This is a genomic window from Nonomuraea sp. NPDC049649 (assembly GCF_040675175.1).
Lineage (GTDB): Bacteria > Actinomycetota > Actinomycetes > Streptosporangiales > Streptosporangiaceae > Nonomuraea.
This window is the reverse complement of sequence record NZ_JBFAOH010000044.1, coordinates 41442-54671: the sequence shown is the minus strand read 5'-3', so window position 1 is coordinate 54671 and position 13230 is coordinate 41442. Positions and strand designations below refer to the sequence as shown.

The 13230-nt window shown below is 70.7% G+C and carries 17 protein-coding genes; 7 read left to right on the top strand and 10 right to left on the bottom strand.

Annotation, left to right across the window (positions count from 1 at the left end; translation table 11 throughout):
- The coding region (locus AB0J42_RS32875) for a hypothetical protein (RefSeq protein ID WP_364301439.1) at positions 1 to 252 on the top strand (252 nt) is incomplete at its 5' end.
- A 156-nt stretch (positions 253 to 408) separates the two neighbouring features.
- Here AB0J42_RS32875 and AB0J42_RS32870 read toward each other — a convergent pair.
- Positions 409 to 609, bottom strand: a complete 201-nt coding sequence (locus AB0J42_RS32870) for an EF-hand domain-containing protein (protein WP_364301437.1) — start codon at positions 607 to 609, stop codon at positions 409 to 411.
- A gap of 38 nt (positions 610 to 647) precedes the next feature.
- Entirely contained in the window at positions 648 to 1277 is a 630-nt protein-coding gene (locus AB0J42_RS32865) for a TetR family transcriptional regulator C-terminal domain-containing protein (protein ID WP_364301435.1), read from the bottom strand.
- Between the two features lie 98 nt (positions 1278 to 1375).
- Between AB0J42_RS32865 and AB0J42_RS32860 the strand changes: the two genes are divergently transcribed.
- Together AB0J42_RS32860 and AB0J42_RS32855 are read left to right on the top strand one after the other, a co-directional pair.
- Entirely contained in the window at positions 1376 to 1585 is a 210-nt protein-coding gene (locus AB0J42_RS32860) for a hypothetical protein (protein WP_364301433.1), read from the top strand.
- Positions 1585 to 3144 carry a carboxylesterase/lipase family protein gene (locus tag AB0J42_RS32855; RefSeq protein ID WP_364301431.1) on the top strand — a complete coding sequence of 520 codons (1560 nt, stop codon included), beginning with the start codon at positions 1585 to 1587 and terminating at the stop codon, positions 3142 to 3144. The genes AB0J42_RS32860 and AB0J42_RS32855 overlap by 1 nt, the downstream gene beginning before the upstream one ends.
- Here the strand turns inward: AB0J42_RS32855 and AB0J42_RS32850 are convergent.
- A complete protein-coding gene (locus tag AB0J42_RS32850) occupies positions 3134 to 3538 on the bottom strand; it encodes a RidA family protein (protein ID WP_364301429.1) in 405 nt (134 codons plus the stop codon). The two genes, AB0J42_RS32855 and AB0J42_RS32850, sit on opposite strands and share 11 nt — an antisense overlap.
- Before the next feature lie 95 nt (positions 3539 to 3633).
- Here AB0J42_RS32850 and AB0J42_RS32845 point away from each other — a divergent pair, with 95 nt between their 5' ends.
- Together AB0J42_RS32845 and AB0J42_RS32840 are read left to right on the top strand one after the other, a co-directional pair.
- Positions 3634 to 4011 (top strand): helix-turn-helix domain-containing protein, encoded by a 378-nt coding sequence (locus AB0J42_RS32845; RefSeq protein WP_364301427.1) that lies wholly within the window; start codon positions 3634 to 3636, stop codon positions 4009 to 4011.
- 41 nt (positions 4012 to 4052) lie between these two features.
- Positions 4053 to 5711 carry an alpha-amylase family protein gene (locus tag AB0J42_RS32840; RefSeq protein ID WP_364301425.1) on the top strand — a complete coding sequence of 553 codons (1659 nt, stop codon included), beginning with the start codon at positions 4053 to 4055 and terminating at the stop codon, positions 5709 to 5711.
- A 1-nt stretch (position 5712) separates the two neighbouring features.
- Here AB0J42_RS32840 and AB0J42_RS32835 read toward each other — a convergent pair whose 3' ends face one another.
- On the bottom strand, positions 5713 to 6303 hold the full coding sequence (locus AB0J42_RS32835; protein ID WP_364301423.1) for a TetR/AcrR family transcriptional regulator: 591 nt from the start codon (positions 6301 to 6303) through the stop codon (positions 5713 to 5715).
- Between the two features lie 66 nt (positions 6304 to 6369).
- Here AB0J42_RS32835 and AB0J42_RS32830 point away from each other — a divergent pair, with 66 nt between their 5' ends.
- Positions 6370 to 7101 (top strand): SDR family oxidoreductase, encoded by a 732-nt coding sequence (locus AB0J42_RS32830; protein ID WP_364301421.1) that lies wholly within the window; start codon positions 6370 to 6372, stop codon positions 7099 to 7101.
- Between the two features lie 52 nt (positions 7102 to 7153).
- Here the strand turns inward: AB0J42_RS32830 and AB0J42_RS32825 are convergent, their stop codons facing one another.
- From AB0J42_RS32825 to AB0J42_RS32810, 4 genes are all read right to left on the bottom strand, one after another.
- A complete protein-coding gene (locus tag AB0J42_RS32825; protein WP_364301419.1) occupies positions 7154 to 7894 on the bottom strand; it encodes a cytochrome d ubiquinol oxidase subunit II in 741 nt (246 codons plus the stop codon).
- A 9-nt stretch (positions 7895 to 7903) separates the two neighbouring features.
- Complete coding sequence (locus AB0J42_RS32820; RefSeq protein ID WP_364301417.1) at positions 7904 to 9154, bottom strand: cytochrome ubiquinol oxidase subunit I; 1251 nt, start codon at positions 9152 to 9154, stop codon at positions 7904 to 7906.
- 99 nt (positions 9155 to 9253) lie between these two features.
- Positions 9254 to 9922 carry a response regulator transcription factor gene (locus AB0J42_RS32815; protein ID WP_364301415.1) on the bottom strand — a complete coding sequence of 223 codons (669 nt, stop codon included), beginning with the start codon at positions 9920 to 9922 and terminating at the stop codon, positions 9254 to 9256.
- A complete protein-coding gene (locus tag AB0J42_RS32810) occupies positions 9919 to 11046 on the bottom strand; it encodes a sensor histidine kinase (RefSeq protein ID WP_364301412.1) in 1128 nt (375 codons plus the stop codon). Before AB0J42_RS32810 ends, AB0J42_RS32815 begins: the two co-directional genes overlap by 4 nt.
- Positions 11047 to 11127: 81 nt before the next feature.
- Between AB0J42_RS32810 and AB0J42_RS32805 the strand changes: the two genes are divergently transcribed.
- On the top strand, positions 11128 to 11340 hold the full coding sequence (locus AB0J42_RS32805) for a hypothetical protein (protein WP_364301410.1): 213 nt from the start codon (positions 11128 to 11130) through the stop codon (positions 11338 to 11340).
- Between the two features lie 9 nt (positions 11341 to 11349).
- Here AB0J42_RS32805 and AB0J42_RS32800 read toward each other — a convergent pair whose 3' ends face one another.
- Together AB0J42_RS32800 and AB0J42_RS32795 are read right to left on the bottom strand one after the other, a co-directional pair.
- Positions 11350 to 12363 carry an acyl-CoA desaturase gene (locus tag AB0J42_RS32800; RefSeq protein ID WP_364301408.1) on the bottom strand — a complete coding sequence of 338 codons (1014 nt, stop codon included), beginning with the start codon at positions 12361 to 12363 and terminating at the stop codon, positions 11350 to 11352.
- A gap of 79 nt (positions 12364 to 12442) precedes the next feature.
- The gene (locus tag AB0J42_RS32795) at positions 12443 to 13180 is read right to left on the bottom strand and encodes a hypothetical protein (RefSeq protein ID WP_364301406.1); all 738 of its coding nucleotides are present in this window, start codon (positions 13178 to 13180) and stop codon (positions 12443 to 12445) included.
- Positions 13181 to 13230: the final 50 nt, after the last annotated feature.

Sequence of the window (13230 nt, the reverse complement as noted above, 5' to 3'; positions counted from 1 at the left end):
GCGATCATGTGTTCGTTCAGCGAGTATGTCCTGACGCAGATCAAGACTCTGCGGGCCAGGAGACTGACCGTGTCGCAGATGGCCCGAGAGATGAGTATGAGCAAAGAGGCGATCGAGGCGGCCCTGGAAGAACTGGAGACACGTGTCGAGGGATCATCGGAAACGCGTCGTCGGCCTGTCGTCCAGGAGTCTGTGCCCGCCGAACTCAGAAAGTCCCTTGAATTCCTCGCAGCACACGATCCCAAGGGGTAAAACCGTGATGCCCCGGCGTGGTCACCACCGTCACGGCCGGGGAAGCGCTCCGCTGCTCGGTAACCGGACGAGGAGAAGCCGCACAGGCAGCCACGAGAAAACGAGAAGAGGCGCCACCTGTCGCATCGTCATGGTGCGCCTCCGGCGGCGCCGAAGCTAGGGCTTGAGGAAGGCGCCGAACTCGTGGACGTCGATGAGGCCGTCGCCGTCCTGGTCGAGGCGCTGCACGCCCGCCTGGGCGGCTTCCAGGGTGACCGGCTGGCCGAGGATCTCCATCAGGCGGACGAGTTCTTCGGCCGAGATGCGGCCGTCCTTGTCGGTGTCGATGAGGTCGAAGGTGATGGTGTAGTCGCTCATGGCAGGTGCCCTCCGGGAGATCCGTTGCGGATCAGACCCTAGTGGTCAATCGTCGGCGTATGTGGAGGAATGCCGCTCAAGGTGTCCGCGAGTCGGCGGGATGAGATCTGCCGGGCCTGCTCCGGGGTGATGGCGCCGGTGGCGATGAGCCCGGCGAGCCCGGTGGCGAGCGCGAGCAGTTCCCGGGCCTGGGGCAGGAACGTGTCCGGCGGGTCCTGAGGCGCGAGGCGCCTGAGCAGCAGGGCGATCAGACCGGCCAGGTCGTCGTAGCCGCGGGCGAGGCGGTCGCGCAGGTGAGGCCGCCGCAGCGCGTAGACCTCGAAGGCCTGGGCGATCCGGAAGAGCCGCAGTTCCTCCTCGTTCCCCGGGATCAGCGCGTCCACCAGCGTGGTGAGCATCGCGGCCGGGTCCTCGTCTTGCTGCGCGTCGACCCGCACGGTGCCGCGGTCGTTGATCGCGGCGAAAGCCTCCGACAGGAGAGCGTCCTTGGTGGGGAAGTAGTGCTGGACCCGCCCGACCGAGACGCCCGCCTCCGCGGCCACGTTCCGGATGGTGACCTGGTCGGTGCCCGCCGTGTCGACGATGGCGAACACGGCCTCGATGATGTGCCGCCGCCGTTCGTCGTGGGCCGCGCCCAGCCCGCGCACGCCGGGCCGCTCGTCGCTCATGCCAACCCCTTTCCCAAGTCGATCGTACCGAATTGACGCGACCCCCGGACCGGGCCTAGCCTCAAATCAGTACAGACGTATTGATCTAAGGGGGAGTCGTGGTCAAAGCAGTGGGCCTGGTCATGGCGGTGCAGGGCGGTGGCGGCCTGATCAACAACGTGGCGGGCGGGGGGAAGAGCTGGTTCGTGCTGAACCATCTCGGGCTGCCGACGTCGCTCACGCTGCTCGGGCACGTGCTGCTGCTGGTCGCCGGGCTGGCGCTGCTGGGCAGGGGCGGGGTCCCGGCGTGGCTCAAGGGCGGCGACTGATGGCGGGCCGGATAGGACGCACGCTCCTGGCCGTCCTGGCGGGCGCCACCGTGCTCACGGGAGCCGCCTCAGCGGAAAGCCAGGTCGTCCGTACACGTGACGGGTGGGTGCGCGGCGTGGAGCACGCGAGCCACCGCGAGTTCCACGGCATCCCCTACGCCGCCGCCCCCGTCGGCGCGCTGCGCTGGCGGCTGCCGCGACCGCCGCAGCCGTGGCGCGGCGTGCGGGACGCGACCCGGCCCGGCCCCCGCTGCGCACAGCAGGCCTCGATCACCGGGACGCCCGCCACCGACGCCGAGGACTGCCTGTATCTGAACGTCACCGCCCCCAGGACGGCGAGCCCCCGCACACCGAAAGCCGTGATGGTGTGGCTGCACGGCGGCGGCTTCGTCGAGGGTTCGGGGAGCGAGTACGACGCCCGCCGCCTCGCCACCCAAGGGGACGTGGTGGTCGTCACGGTCAACTACCGGCTCGGCGTCTTCGGCAACTTCGGCCTGCCCGGCCTCGACGGCTCGGGCGCGTTCGGGCTCGCCGACCAGCAGGCGGCGCTCCGCTGGGTCAAGGCCAACGTACGGGCGTTCGGCGGCGATCCCAAGGCCGTGACGCTGTTCGGGCAGTCGGCGGGCGGGCAGAGCGTCTGCGCCCACCTGGCCTCCCCGACCGCGAAGGGCCTGTTCCACCGGGCGATCATCCAGAGCGCCTTCTGCACCGAGAACCTGCCCGCCAACCTGCTCGCGCCCGGCCTGCCGTCCGTGCCGCCCTGGGAGAGCCCGGACGCCCTCGCCGCCCGCGGCCTCAGCAGCGCCGCCGAACTCGGCTGCCCCGACCCGGCCACCGCGGCCGACTGCCTGCGCAGGCTCCCGGCCGAGCGGCTGATGACGGTGTTCGGCCAGTTCGCCGGGCCGGCCTACGGGAGCGCCGTCCTGCCTCGCGACCCCTACCGGATGCTCAGGGAAGGCCGCACGCACCGGGTCCCCGTGCTCTCCGGCAGCACCAAGGACGAGACCACGTACATCCAGGCGCTTCACGACCTGGCCGCAGGGCCGCTGACCGCTCAGGCGTACAAGCGGTACGTACGAGAGGCGTTCGGCGAGGACGCCGGGCGCGTGCTCGCCGCCTACCCCGTGCGCCGGGACGAGCCGCCCAGCCGCACCTGGGCCCGGGTGACCACGGACAGCGCGTTCGCCTGCCCCACCTTCGAGCGCAACCGGCTCTTCGCCCGCCACGTGCCGACGTACGGGTACGAGTTCGCCGACCGGTCCACGCCGCCGACCCTGCCGCCGGTCGGATACCCCTACGGCGCCTACCACTCGGCCGACGCGCTCTACCTGTTCGACCTGCGGGTGGGCGGGCCGGAGCGGGGCCTGTCGGCGGAGCAGCGCCGTCTCGCCCGCACGATCATCGGGCACTGGGCCCGGTTCGCCCGCACCGGGGACCCCGGCTGGCGGCGGACGCGGGACCGGAAGCCGTTCACGCTCTCCCTGGCCCCCGGCGCCGTCCGGCCGGTCGATCTGGCGCGCGAGCACCGCTGCGGCCTGTGGTCCACGGTCAGTCGATGACCGCCGTGACCTCGGCCTCGACGAGGATGCCGGGCTCGAAGAGGACGTCGACCCCGATCAGCGCGGCCGGGGGCGTGGCCAGGTCGAATTCGCGGGCCGCTTGCTCGACGCCCGCGTTGAACGCGTCGTACATCTCCCGCTTCCAGCCCGCGGCGTACCAGGTGAAGCGGACGACGTCGTGGAAGGTCGCCCCCGCGGCGTCCAGCGCCTTGGCGACGTTGCGGTAGACCTGGGCGACCTGCCCGGCGAGGTCGCCCGGGGCGACGAGCTCGCCGTTCTCGTCCCAGGCGACCTGGCCCGCGATGTGGACCTGTTTGCTGCCCGTCGACACCGCGACGTGGTGGTAGAGCGGGACCTGGACGTGGTTGCCGGGGTTGATGAGCGATACGGCCATGAGGTTCCTTACGTAGTCTCTTGCGGTTACTGAGGAACCCTAGGAGAGTGTTTCCTGACATGGAAGAACGCACTTTTCAGTGACTGGGGAACCCGATGGTGACCAAGCAGTTCAGCGGCTCGTCCGAGGCGGATCTGAGACGCGCCGACTCCCTGGCGCGGGAGATCTTCTCCGACATCGCCAACAAGTGGGCGCTGCTGATCATCGAGGCGCTCGGCGACCGCACCCTGCGCTTCAGCGAGCTGCGCGACGAGGTCGAGGGCATCAGCCACAAGATGCTCACCCAGAACCTCCGCATGCTGGAGCGCAACGGCCTGGCCGTGCGCACGGTCTACCCCACCGTGCCGCCCCGCGTGGAATACACGCTCACCGAGCCCGGCCGGGCCCTGCGCGCCACGGTCGACCTCATCTGCGACTGGACCCACCAGCACTTCGGCCACCTCGAATCCGCCCGCCGGAGCTTCGACGGCTGAAAACCCGTTCTTTACGGGTTCTTTGGGGTAGCTCGCCCCGCATGCGGATGACCTATACGAGCGACCTGTGGTGGAAGAACGCCGTCGTCTACTGTCTCGACGTCGAGACCTTCAAGGACGGCGACGGCGACGGGATCGGCGACTTCCGCGGGCTCACCCAGGAGATCGACTATCTCGCCGGGCTCGGGGTCACCTGTCTGTGGCTGATGCCGTTCTACCCCACGGCCAACCAGGACGACGGGTACGACGTCACCGACTTCTACAGCATCGACCCCAGGCTCGGCACGCTCGGCGACTTCGTCGAGTTCATGCGGACCGCCCACGACCGGGGCCTGCGCGTCATCGCCGACCTGGTCGTCAACCACACCTCCGACCGGCACCCGTGGTTCCTGGCGGCGTGCGAGGGCAAGGACGCGCCGATGCGCGACTGGTACGTCTGGAAGGACGAACCGGAGCCGGACCCGCAGCAGGTCGTCTTCCCCGACCAGGAGGACAGCGTCTGGGAGTACGACGAGCACTCCGGCCAGTACTACCTGCACAGCTTCTACAAGCACCAGCCCGACCTGAACATGGGCAACCCGGAGGTCCGCGACGAGATCTCCCGCATCCTCGGGTTCTGGATGGAGCTGGGGCTGTCGGGGTTCCGGGTGGACGCGGTGCCGTTCCTCATCGAGAACGTCTCGCCGGAGCTGGGGGATCCGCACGAGTTCCTGGAGGGCCTGCGCGCGTTCATGACCCGCCGCAACGGCGGCTCGGTGCTGCTCGGCGAGGTGAACCTGCCCTACAAGGAGCTGACGGCCTACTTCGGCGACGGCCTCGGCGACCAGCTCACTCTCTGCTTCGACTTCACCGCCATGCAGCGGGCCTGGCTGTCCCTGGCCCGCCAGGAGGCCGCGCCGCTCGCGGCGGCGTTACGGGACCGGCCCAAGGAGCCCAAGGACGCCCAGTGGGCGATGTTCCTCCGCAACCACGACGAACTGACCCTGGACCAGCTCGGCGAGGGCGAGCGGAACGAGGTGTTCCAGGCGTTCGGCCCGGAGGAGAACATGCAGATCTATGGCCGCGGCCTGCGCCGCCGCATGCCGGGCATGTTCGACGGCGACCCGCGCCGGATGAAGCTCGCCTACAGCCTGATGTTCTCCCTCCCCGGCACGCCGGTGATCTTCTACGGCGAGGAGATCGGGCTCAGTGAGAACCTGGACGTCGAGGGCCGCATGGCCGTCCGCACCCCCATGCAGTGGTCGGAGGAGGGCGGCTTCAGCCCCGCCGAGCCGGTCCGCCCCATGCCCGGCGGCCGCTTCGGCCCGGAACACGTCAACGTGGCCGACCAGAAACGCGACCCCGGCTCCCTGCTCCGCTGGTTCCAGCTCCTCATCGAGCGCTACCGCGAGTGCCCTGAGCTGGCCTGGGGCGACCACGCGGTCCTCGACGCCGGACACCCGTCCGTCCACGCCCACCGCGCCGACGCCGGCGGCGCCACGGTCGTCGCCGTCCACAACCTGTGCGACCAGGCGGCCCAGGCCGAGCTCGCCCTCGACGACCTCGCCGGCTGCCTGCTGACCGACCTGCTGGTGGACGGCACCGTCGAGGTCCCCGCCGCAGGCAGCGTGCGCCTCCCTCTCGACCCGTACGAGACACGCTGGCTACGGGTGTCATCCCGCACGAAGCCTGTGGAGGACGCCTCCGTCAAATCCCGGTGAATCACGTCGTCGCAGGCCAGGCGCGCATCGCCAAGGCAGCGGTCCGTTCCAGGTCGTCGCGGGTGGCGCCGTCGCGGGCCTGGGTGGACATGCCCTGGATGACCGCCGCGTAGTAGGCCGCCAAGCTCGCCGCGTCCGTGTCCGGCGGCAGGACTCCGGCCGTCACATCCTGCTCGATCCGTTCCCGGAGCGCGGCCTTGGCGGCCTCCCGCTTGAGCCGCAGATCCTCCTCGACCTCGGACGAATCGGGCCCGCAGTTCACCGCCGCTGAGATGATCATGCACCCGTGCGGGTGGTCAGGGTCGGTGTACTCGTCCGCGGCCTCGTACAGAATCCGCTCGATGGCCTGGCGGGCCGTCGGCTCCTCGGCGAGCGCGCGGGCGGTGAAGGCGCCGTAGCTCTCCTGGTAGCGCCGGAGCGCCTCCTCGAACAGCCGCCGCTTGTCGCCGAAGGCCGCATACAGGCTGGGTGGCCGGATGTCCATCACCGAGGTCAGCTCGGCGATCGAGGTCGCCTCGTACCCGTGACGCCAGAACGCCCGCAACGCCCGGTCGAGTGCTTCGTCACGGTCGAAGGTTCGCTTTCTCGCCATGCGAACCATTCTATAGCGATCGCTATGTTATCGTTCTGTAGCGATCACTACAGAAAGGAAGCGCGCATGAAGACCGCTCTGGTGACAGGTGCGAGCAGAGGCATCGGCCGCGCCACCGCGCTGCGACTCGCCCGCGAAGGACTCCGGGTCGGCGTCCACTACGGAGTGAACGAGGCGGCGGCCAAGGAGGTCGTCCGGCTGATCGAGGCGGACGGCGGCAGCGCCTTCGCACTCCGGGCCGACCTGGGCGACCCCGCCGAGGTCGAGTCCCTGGCCGCCCAGCTCAGGCAGGAGACCGACCGCCTGGACGTCCTGGTGAACAACGCCGGCATCGGCACCTCCGTACCGATCGACCAGGAGACGGTGGAGACCTTCGACCGCATCTTCGCTGTGAACGTGCGCGGCCTGTTCTTCCTCACCAAGCTCCTGCTGCCGCTCATCCCGGACGGCGGCCGCATCGTCAACGTCACCTCGGGCGTCACCCGCATCGCCTTCCCCCAGGCGATCGCGTACGCCATGACCAAGGGCGCGGTGCAGACCTTCACCCTCGCGCTCGCCAAGGAGGTCGGCCCGCGCGGGATCACGGTCAACAACGTCGCCCCCGGCATCATCGACACCGACGTGAACGCGGGCTGGCTGCACACCCCCGAAGGCCGGGAGTACGCGGCGAGCGTCCACGCCGTCAACCGGATCGGCGAGGCCGACGAGATCGCCGACGTCATCGCCTTCGCCGCCTCACCCGGCGCCGGCTTCATGACCGGCGGCACCCTCGACGCCACCGGCGGCGGCAACCTCTAGGCCACCGGATTCCCACAGGCTGGATGCCCCGTCCTTCAGGGCGGGGAGGATGTCACAGGTAGGAGGGGCCGGTGACGCGGTGCCGGAAGGTCCACCAGACCCAGCCCTGGGCAGCCACCATCAGCGGCATCATCGCCAGCATGGCCGGCACCAGCACCGCCCCCGACGTCCCGGGCTCCAGCGGCAGCCGGAGCCCGGCCAGCACCCCCACCACCAGCAGCGCCGAGGCCGTCAGCGCGTAGGTGCGGGCCTCGCCCGCGCCGCCCGACAGGGCAGCCGCCCGCCGCCGGGGCTCGCCGCGGAGCCGCAGCGCGGCGAAGGCCAGCCCGTGCGCGCCGAACAGCGCCGCCAGCACCGCGACGGGCAGCACCGCGAGCGCCCCGGTCAGCCCGACCAGCACGCCGCCGAGCAGCCCGCCCAGGCTCAGCGCCAGCCCCCAGCTCCCGGCGACGATCGCGCCGTCCCACCAGCTCTGCCAGCGCCGCCCGGTGAGCCGCCCGCGCAGCCACAGCCCCGCGTCCCTGGTCACCCACGACAGCAGCAGCGCCACGACCAGCGGGTAGTTGCCGCTCAGCAGCTCACCCTCCAGCTTCGGGAAGAGCCCGGCCAGCACCCCCGCCGTGACCACCAGCCACACCTCGTTGCCGAGGAAGAACGGCGCGATGGCGGCGATCACCTCACGCCGCTCTTCCGGCGTGCGCCCCAGGTACGGCAGGGCCATGCCGACCCCGATGTCGGCCCCGGCCAGCACCAGGTAGCCGAGCGCGAAGAAGGCCAGAATGAAGATCTCCACAGTCGCTCCTCAGAAGGCGGGGACGGGCTCGGGCTTCTCGGCGGGCCGCACGCCCAGCGCGACCCCGTCGGGCCCGCGGCGGGCGGCCCTGGCCAGCAGCCAGTAATTGATCACAACCAGTACGGCGAACACCGCGGCGAACGCGGCCAGCGAGAACCGCATCATCCCCTCGCTGATCGGCGACATGGCGTCCCGCGTGGTCAGCAGCCCGTGCACGGCCCACGGCTGCCGCCCCACCTCACGGAAGATCCACCCCGCGATCATGGCGAGGAACGGCAGCGGGATCGCCGCCACCAGCAGCACGTGCCAGGCCCGGAAGCGGTGCACCACCGGCCGGACGAGCATGAGCAGGAAGTTCAGCCCCGACAGCAGGAACATGATCGCGAACAGGATCAGCATCGCCAGCGCCGAGCTCCGCACCCACTCCTCGGGCGGCAGGTAGTAGCCGGGCCCGTGCAGCGCCGTCATCTCCGCCTGCACCTCGGCGGCCCGCTCGGCGTCGCCCGTCCAGGCGGCGAGCTTGCCCGGCTGCAGCGTGGCGAACCCGAGCCCGCCGAACGTGGCCGTGACCATCGTCGCGGGCAGCGCCACACCCACCCCGACCCGCAGCGACTTCCGGAAGAAGTCCAGGTCAGCAGTACGTTTGAGCAGGTGGTAGCCGCTCACCCCGGCCATGAAGAAGCCACCGACCATCATCGCCCCGCCCAGGACGTGCCCGAGCGCCACCATCGCCGCCGGGTTGGCCACCATCGCGCCGAAGTCGGTGATGTGCAGAGAGTTCCCGTCGAACCGGTAGCCGACCGGGTTCTGCAGGAACCCGTTGGCCACCAGGATCCAGAACGCCGACGCGTACGCGGTGAGCGTGACGATCCAGATCGTGGCCAGGTGCGCCCACCGGTTCAGCTTGTCCCACCCGAAGATCCACAGGCCGAGGAAGGTCGACTCGATGAAGAAGGCGACCATGGTCTCCAGCGCCAGCGCGGAGCCGAACGCGTTCCCGGCGAACTCCGTGAGCCCGCTCCACGCCATGCCGAGCTGGAACTCCATGACGAGCCCGGTGATGATGCCCATCGCGTAGTTGATGACGTAGAGCTGGCCCCAGAACCTGGTCATGCCCAGGTGGACCGGGTTCCGGCTGATGGTGGCCCGGGTCTGGATGACGGCCACCAGCGTGGCCAGGCCGAGCGTCAGCGCCACGAAGAGGAAGTGCGCGCCCGCGGTGAGCGCGAACTGCAATCGCGCGAGGTCGACGGTGTCCATGCGAGCCACCATCGCGTCACGGTCATGCCCGGGTCGTCCGCCCCGGGCGGGCATTCACCGTACGCCCGGGGTCACAGCCGACGCCCCGGATCGTACTCCTCAGGAGGTAAACCAGCCCGGCGTGATGATCCCGGCCTCGTAGGCGATCACCACGAGCTGGGCCCGGTCGCGCGCCCGGAGCTTGGTCATGATCCGGCTGACGTGGGTCTTGGCCGTGGCCGGGCTGAGCACCAGCCGGGCCGCGATCTCGTCGTTGGACAGCCCGCCCGCGACCAGCGCCAGCACCTCGCGCTCCCGCTCGGTGAGGGCGTTCAGCTCGGGGCCGGGCTCGGGCCGCTTGGCCCGCCCGGCGAACTCGGAGATGAGCCGCCGGGTGACGGACGGCGAGATGAGCGCGTCGCCCCGGGCGACCACGCGGACGGCGTGGATCAGCTCGGCCGGCTCGGTGTCCTTGACCAGGAACCCGCCCGCGCCCGCGCGCAGCGCCCCGTAGACGTAGTCGTCGAGGTCGAACGTGGTCAGGATGATCACCTTGACCGCGTCGAGCCGGGGGTCGCCGGCGATCCGGCGGGTGGCCTCCAGCCCGTCGAGCTCGGGCATGCGGATGTCCATCAGCACCACGTCGGGCCGCAGCTCGCGGGCGAGCGTCACGGCCTGCGCCCCGTCGCCAGCCTCGCCCACCACCTCCAGGTCGTCCTCGTCGCTGAGGATCGACCGGAACCCGGCCCGTACCAGGGTCTGGTCGTCGGCCAGCAGCACGCGGATCATGTAGCTCCGTTCAGCGGCAGAGTGGCGAGGACGCGGAAGCCGCCCTCCGGCCGGGGGCCCGCCTCCAGGCTGCCGCCCAGCGCGGCGGCGCGTTCGCGCATGCCGCGCAGCCCGAAGCCGCTGCCTTCGGTGTACGTGACGCCGGGCCCGTCGTCTTCCACGCGGATCATGATAAGTCCGTCGCCCGCGGTGACGGCCAGCCTCGCCTCCCCGGCCCCGGAGTGGCGGGCGACGTTCGTCAGCGCCTCCCGGATGATCCGGGTCGCGGCCAGATCGACCTCGACCGGCAGCCGGTCGAGCGGCCCGGACAGCTCGGTGTGGACCTTCAGCCCGGACGCCTGCACCAGCGCGTCCAGCCGCGACAGGCTGTCGGCGGGCGCGGTCGGCGCGTCCTCGTCCACCTGGCGCAGCACCCCCAGCGTGGTGCGCAGCTCGCGCAGCGTCTCCTTGCTCGTGTCCTTGATCGTACGGAGCGCCCGCTCGGCGTCCTCGGGCCGTTTCTTCAGCCCGTGCAGCGCGGCCGACGCCTGCACGTTGATCAGTGAGATGTTGTGACCGAGCACGTCGTGCAGCTCCCGGGCGATGCGCAGCCGCTCCTCACCGGCGCGCCGCCTGGCCTCCTCCTCCTTGCCGTACTCGGCCTCCCGCGCCCGGCGCTCGGCCTCCAGGAGGTAGGCGCGGCGGTTGCGGGTCACGCTGCCCGCCGCGATGGCCGCCACCACCCAGCCGGTGATCATCACGAAGGTGCCGTCGTCCACATGCCGGGTGCTGCCCGAGACCTCGCCCAGCCCCATCGCGAGCAGGGCGACCGAGCCGGTGGCGATGGCGGCGATGAGATGACCCCGCTCGGCCGCGGTGTAGAGGACCACGAACGGCAGGTAGATGATCGGCGCGTCGAGCGCGGAGAACGGAAAGTAGAGCCCGGTCGCGGCGACCACGACCACCAGGGCCACCACCGGATGGCGCTCACGGACCAGCACCCCGGCGAGCGCCACGGCCGGCAGCACCACGTCCAGCACCCCCGGCCCCAGGCCGGCGCGGACCACCCACGTGACGACCAGCACCAGCACCGTCACCACCACGATGACGAGCGACGCGATCGTGCTCGACGGCAGCCTGCGCATGCCCCCATTCTCCCCGCTCACGGAGCGTACGGGCCATACATCGGTAGTCGTAACCCGCCCGGCGGCGGGTACAGCCCCGGAATGAGCATCCAAGAGGAACTGCGGCGGCTCGACGAGGAGATCGCCCGGCTGAAGCAGGAGAACCGAGAGCAGCGCGAGCAGATCAGGGACATGGGCGCGACCGACCAGACGGAGATCGCCGCCCTGATCACCCAGGCCGACGAGCAGGCGGGCCTCATCGCCGAGCTGGAGGAACGCCGCGAGAGCCTGCTGCGCCGGCAGAACGGTGCGTGAGCGGGCGGGTCAGCGCAGTTCGGCCCCCACCTGGTGCAGGTGCCGCAGCGCCTGCCCGTACGAGGAGAACAGCCCGGTCTCCAGATAGCTGACGCCGATCTCCTCGCAGTAGCGCTGCACGATCGGCTGCGCCCTGCGCAGGTTGGGCGCCGGCATGTTCGGGAACAGGTGGTGCTCGATCTGGTAGTTGAGCTGGCCGAGCGCCACGTCGACGAGGAACCCGCCCCGCACGTTCCGCGAGGTGAGCACCTGCTTGCGCAGGAAGTCCAGCTTGTCCTCGGCGGTGAGGACCGGCATGCCCTTGTGGTTCGGCGCGAACGAGCAGCCCAGATACACCCCGAACACACCCTGGTGCACGAGCAGGAACAGCAGCGCCTTGCCGACCGGCAGCACCGCGAAGACCGCGCCGAAATAGAGCACGAAGTGCGCCAGCAGCAGCGCCGCCTCGGTGCCGCGGCGCCGGCCACCCGGCTTGAGCACCGACTTCACGCTCGCCACGTGCAGATGCCACGCCTCCAGCGTGAGCAGCGGGAAGAACCAGAGCGCCTGCCGCTTGGCGATGAACCGGGGCAGCCCGCGGCTCCGGCCCACCTGGTCCTCCGACCAGACGATCACCGCGGGGGAGACGTCCGGGTCGTGGTCCTCGTGGTTGGGGTTGGCGTGGTGCTTGTTGTGCTTGGTGTTCCACCAGCCCCAGCCGAGCCCGATGCCGAGGTTGCCGACCAGGATGCCGACGGTCTCGCTGGTCCGGCGGCTCCTGAAGATCTGCCGGTGGCCCAGGTCGTGGGCGATGAACCCGACCTGGGTGAAGACCACGGCGAGCACCACGGCCACGAGCAACTGCAGCCACGAGTCACCCACCCACACGAACAGCGCCCAGCCGCCCGCGTAGGCAGCCGCGACGAGGGCGCCGCGGACGGCGTAATAGACGGGACGCCGGTCGAGCAGACCGGCCTCACTGATCTTGGCGGCGAGTCTGGCGAAGTCACTGCCACGCGTCGCCACACTGACGGGATCGGCCACAGGTCTCCTCGATGTCGAGATGGACGGATGATTCCAGACTGTCCCATCCGCCGCGCCCGTGAAAGATCCACTCATGCGCTCAGAATCGGGTGAGCCGCTCCACCCGCGCTTCGAGCGGGCGCCGCGGCACGGTCGCCTCGGTGAACTCCGGCAGCCCCACGATCAGCTCGCCGTCCGAGATCCGCAGCCCGCTCGCCGCCGCGGGGGCGTCGATGCTGCGCCGCCCCATCCGGTAGAGGGCGCCGCGTCCGTAGTGTACCCGGATGCTCTCCAGCCCCGGCCGGACCCGTGCCAGGCAGGCGCCCATCGGCACCCCCAGCCGGTTCGGCGTCAGGCCGGTGTGCTCGCTCCCCGCCACCACCAGCGTCGGAGCGGCCACCGTGTCGAGCACCCGCCGGGCCATCGCCGACTCCCCGGCCGACCAGTCACCCGGGGAGTCGCCGTCGAACAGCGTCACCGTGATCGGGGCGAGCTGCCGCAGCACCGCCAGATGCCCCGCCGTCACCCGGCCGTCGCCCGCCCACCACTGCGGGCTCTCCAGCGGGGTGCCGTGCCTCAAGTACGTGTAGAGCTCCAGGGTCAGGTCGGCGTGCCATTCGAGCGCCAGGCTGCCGAGCTCCAGCTCCCGCATCAGCCGCAGAATGACCAGCGGGTTCTCCCGTACACCCGGAATCTCGCCGAGCAGGAGCAGACCGGTCTCCAGCAGCGACCGGCGCGCTCTCTCCAGGGCGGCCTCCTCCATCGGCAGCTCGAACCCGCTCGTGTCGAAGTCGGCCACGGCCCTCGTCAGGCCGTCGATGGTGTCAACGCCCGGCATGCCTCCCAGCCTGGTCCGGGCCGCCGGGCAGGGCAACGGCCCTTTCGCCC

Bases quoted from the DNA above. Each gene is read 5' to 3' on its own strand.
- AB0J42_RS32870 (WP_364301437.1), bottom strand. From the start codon at position 609: ATGAGCGACTACACCATCACCTTCGACCTCATCGACACCGACAAGGAC.
- AB0J42_RS32865 (WP_364301435.1), bottom strand. From the start codon at position 1,277: ATGAGCGACGAGCGGCCCGGCGTGCGCGGGCTGGGCGCGGCCCACGAC.
- AB0J42_RS32855 (WP_364301431.1), top strand. From the start codon at position 1,585: ATGGCGGGCCGGATAGGACGCACGCTCCTGGCCGTCCTGGCGGGCGCC.
- AB0J42_RS32850 (WP_364301429.1), bottom strand. From the start codon at position 3,538: ATGGCCGTATCGCTCATCAACCCCGGCAACCACGTCCAGGTCCCGCTC.
- AB0J42_RS32845 (WP_364301427.1), top strand. From the start codon at position 3,634: ATGGTGACCAAGCAGTTCAGCGGCTCGTCCGAGGCGGATCTGAGACGC.
- AB0J42_RS32840 (WP_364301425.1), top strand. From the start codon at position 4,053: ATGCGGATGACCTATACGAGCGACCTGTGGTGGAAGAACGCCGTCGTC.
- AB0J42_RS32835 (WP_364301423.1), bottom strand. From the start codon at position 6,303: ATGGCGAGAAAGCGAACCTTCGACCGTGACGAAGCACTCGACCGGGCG.
- AB0J42_RS32830 (WP_364301421.1), top strand. From the start codon at position 6,370: ATGAAGACCGCTCTGGTGACAGGTGCGAGCAGAGGCATCGGCCGCGCC.
- AB0J42_RS32820 (WP_364301417.1), bottom strand. From the start codon at position 9,154: ATGGACACCGTCGACCTCGCGCGATTGCAGTTCGCGCTCACCGCGGGC.
- AB0J42_RS32815 (WP_364301415.1), bottom strand. From the start codon at position 9,922: ATGATCCGCGTGCTGCTGGCCGACGACCAGACCCTGGTACGGGCCGGG.
- AB0J42_RS32810 (WP_364301412.1), bottom strand. From the start codon at position 11,046: ATGCGCAGGCTGCCGTCGAGCACGATCGCGTCGCTCGTCATCGTGGTG.
- AB0J42_RS32805 (WP_364301410.1), top strand. From the start codon at position 11,128: ATGAGCATCCAAGAGGAACTGCGGCGGCTCGACGAGGAGATCGCCCGG.
- AB0J42_RS32795 (WP_364301406.1), bottom strand. From the start codon at position 13,180: ATGCCGGGCGTTGACACCATCGACGGCCTGACGAGGGCCGTGGCCGAC.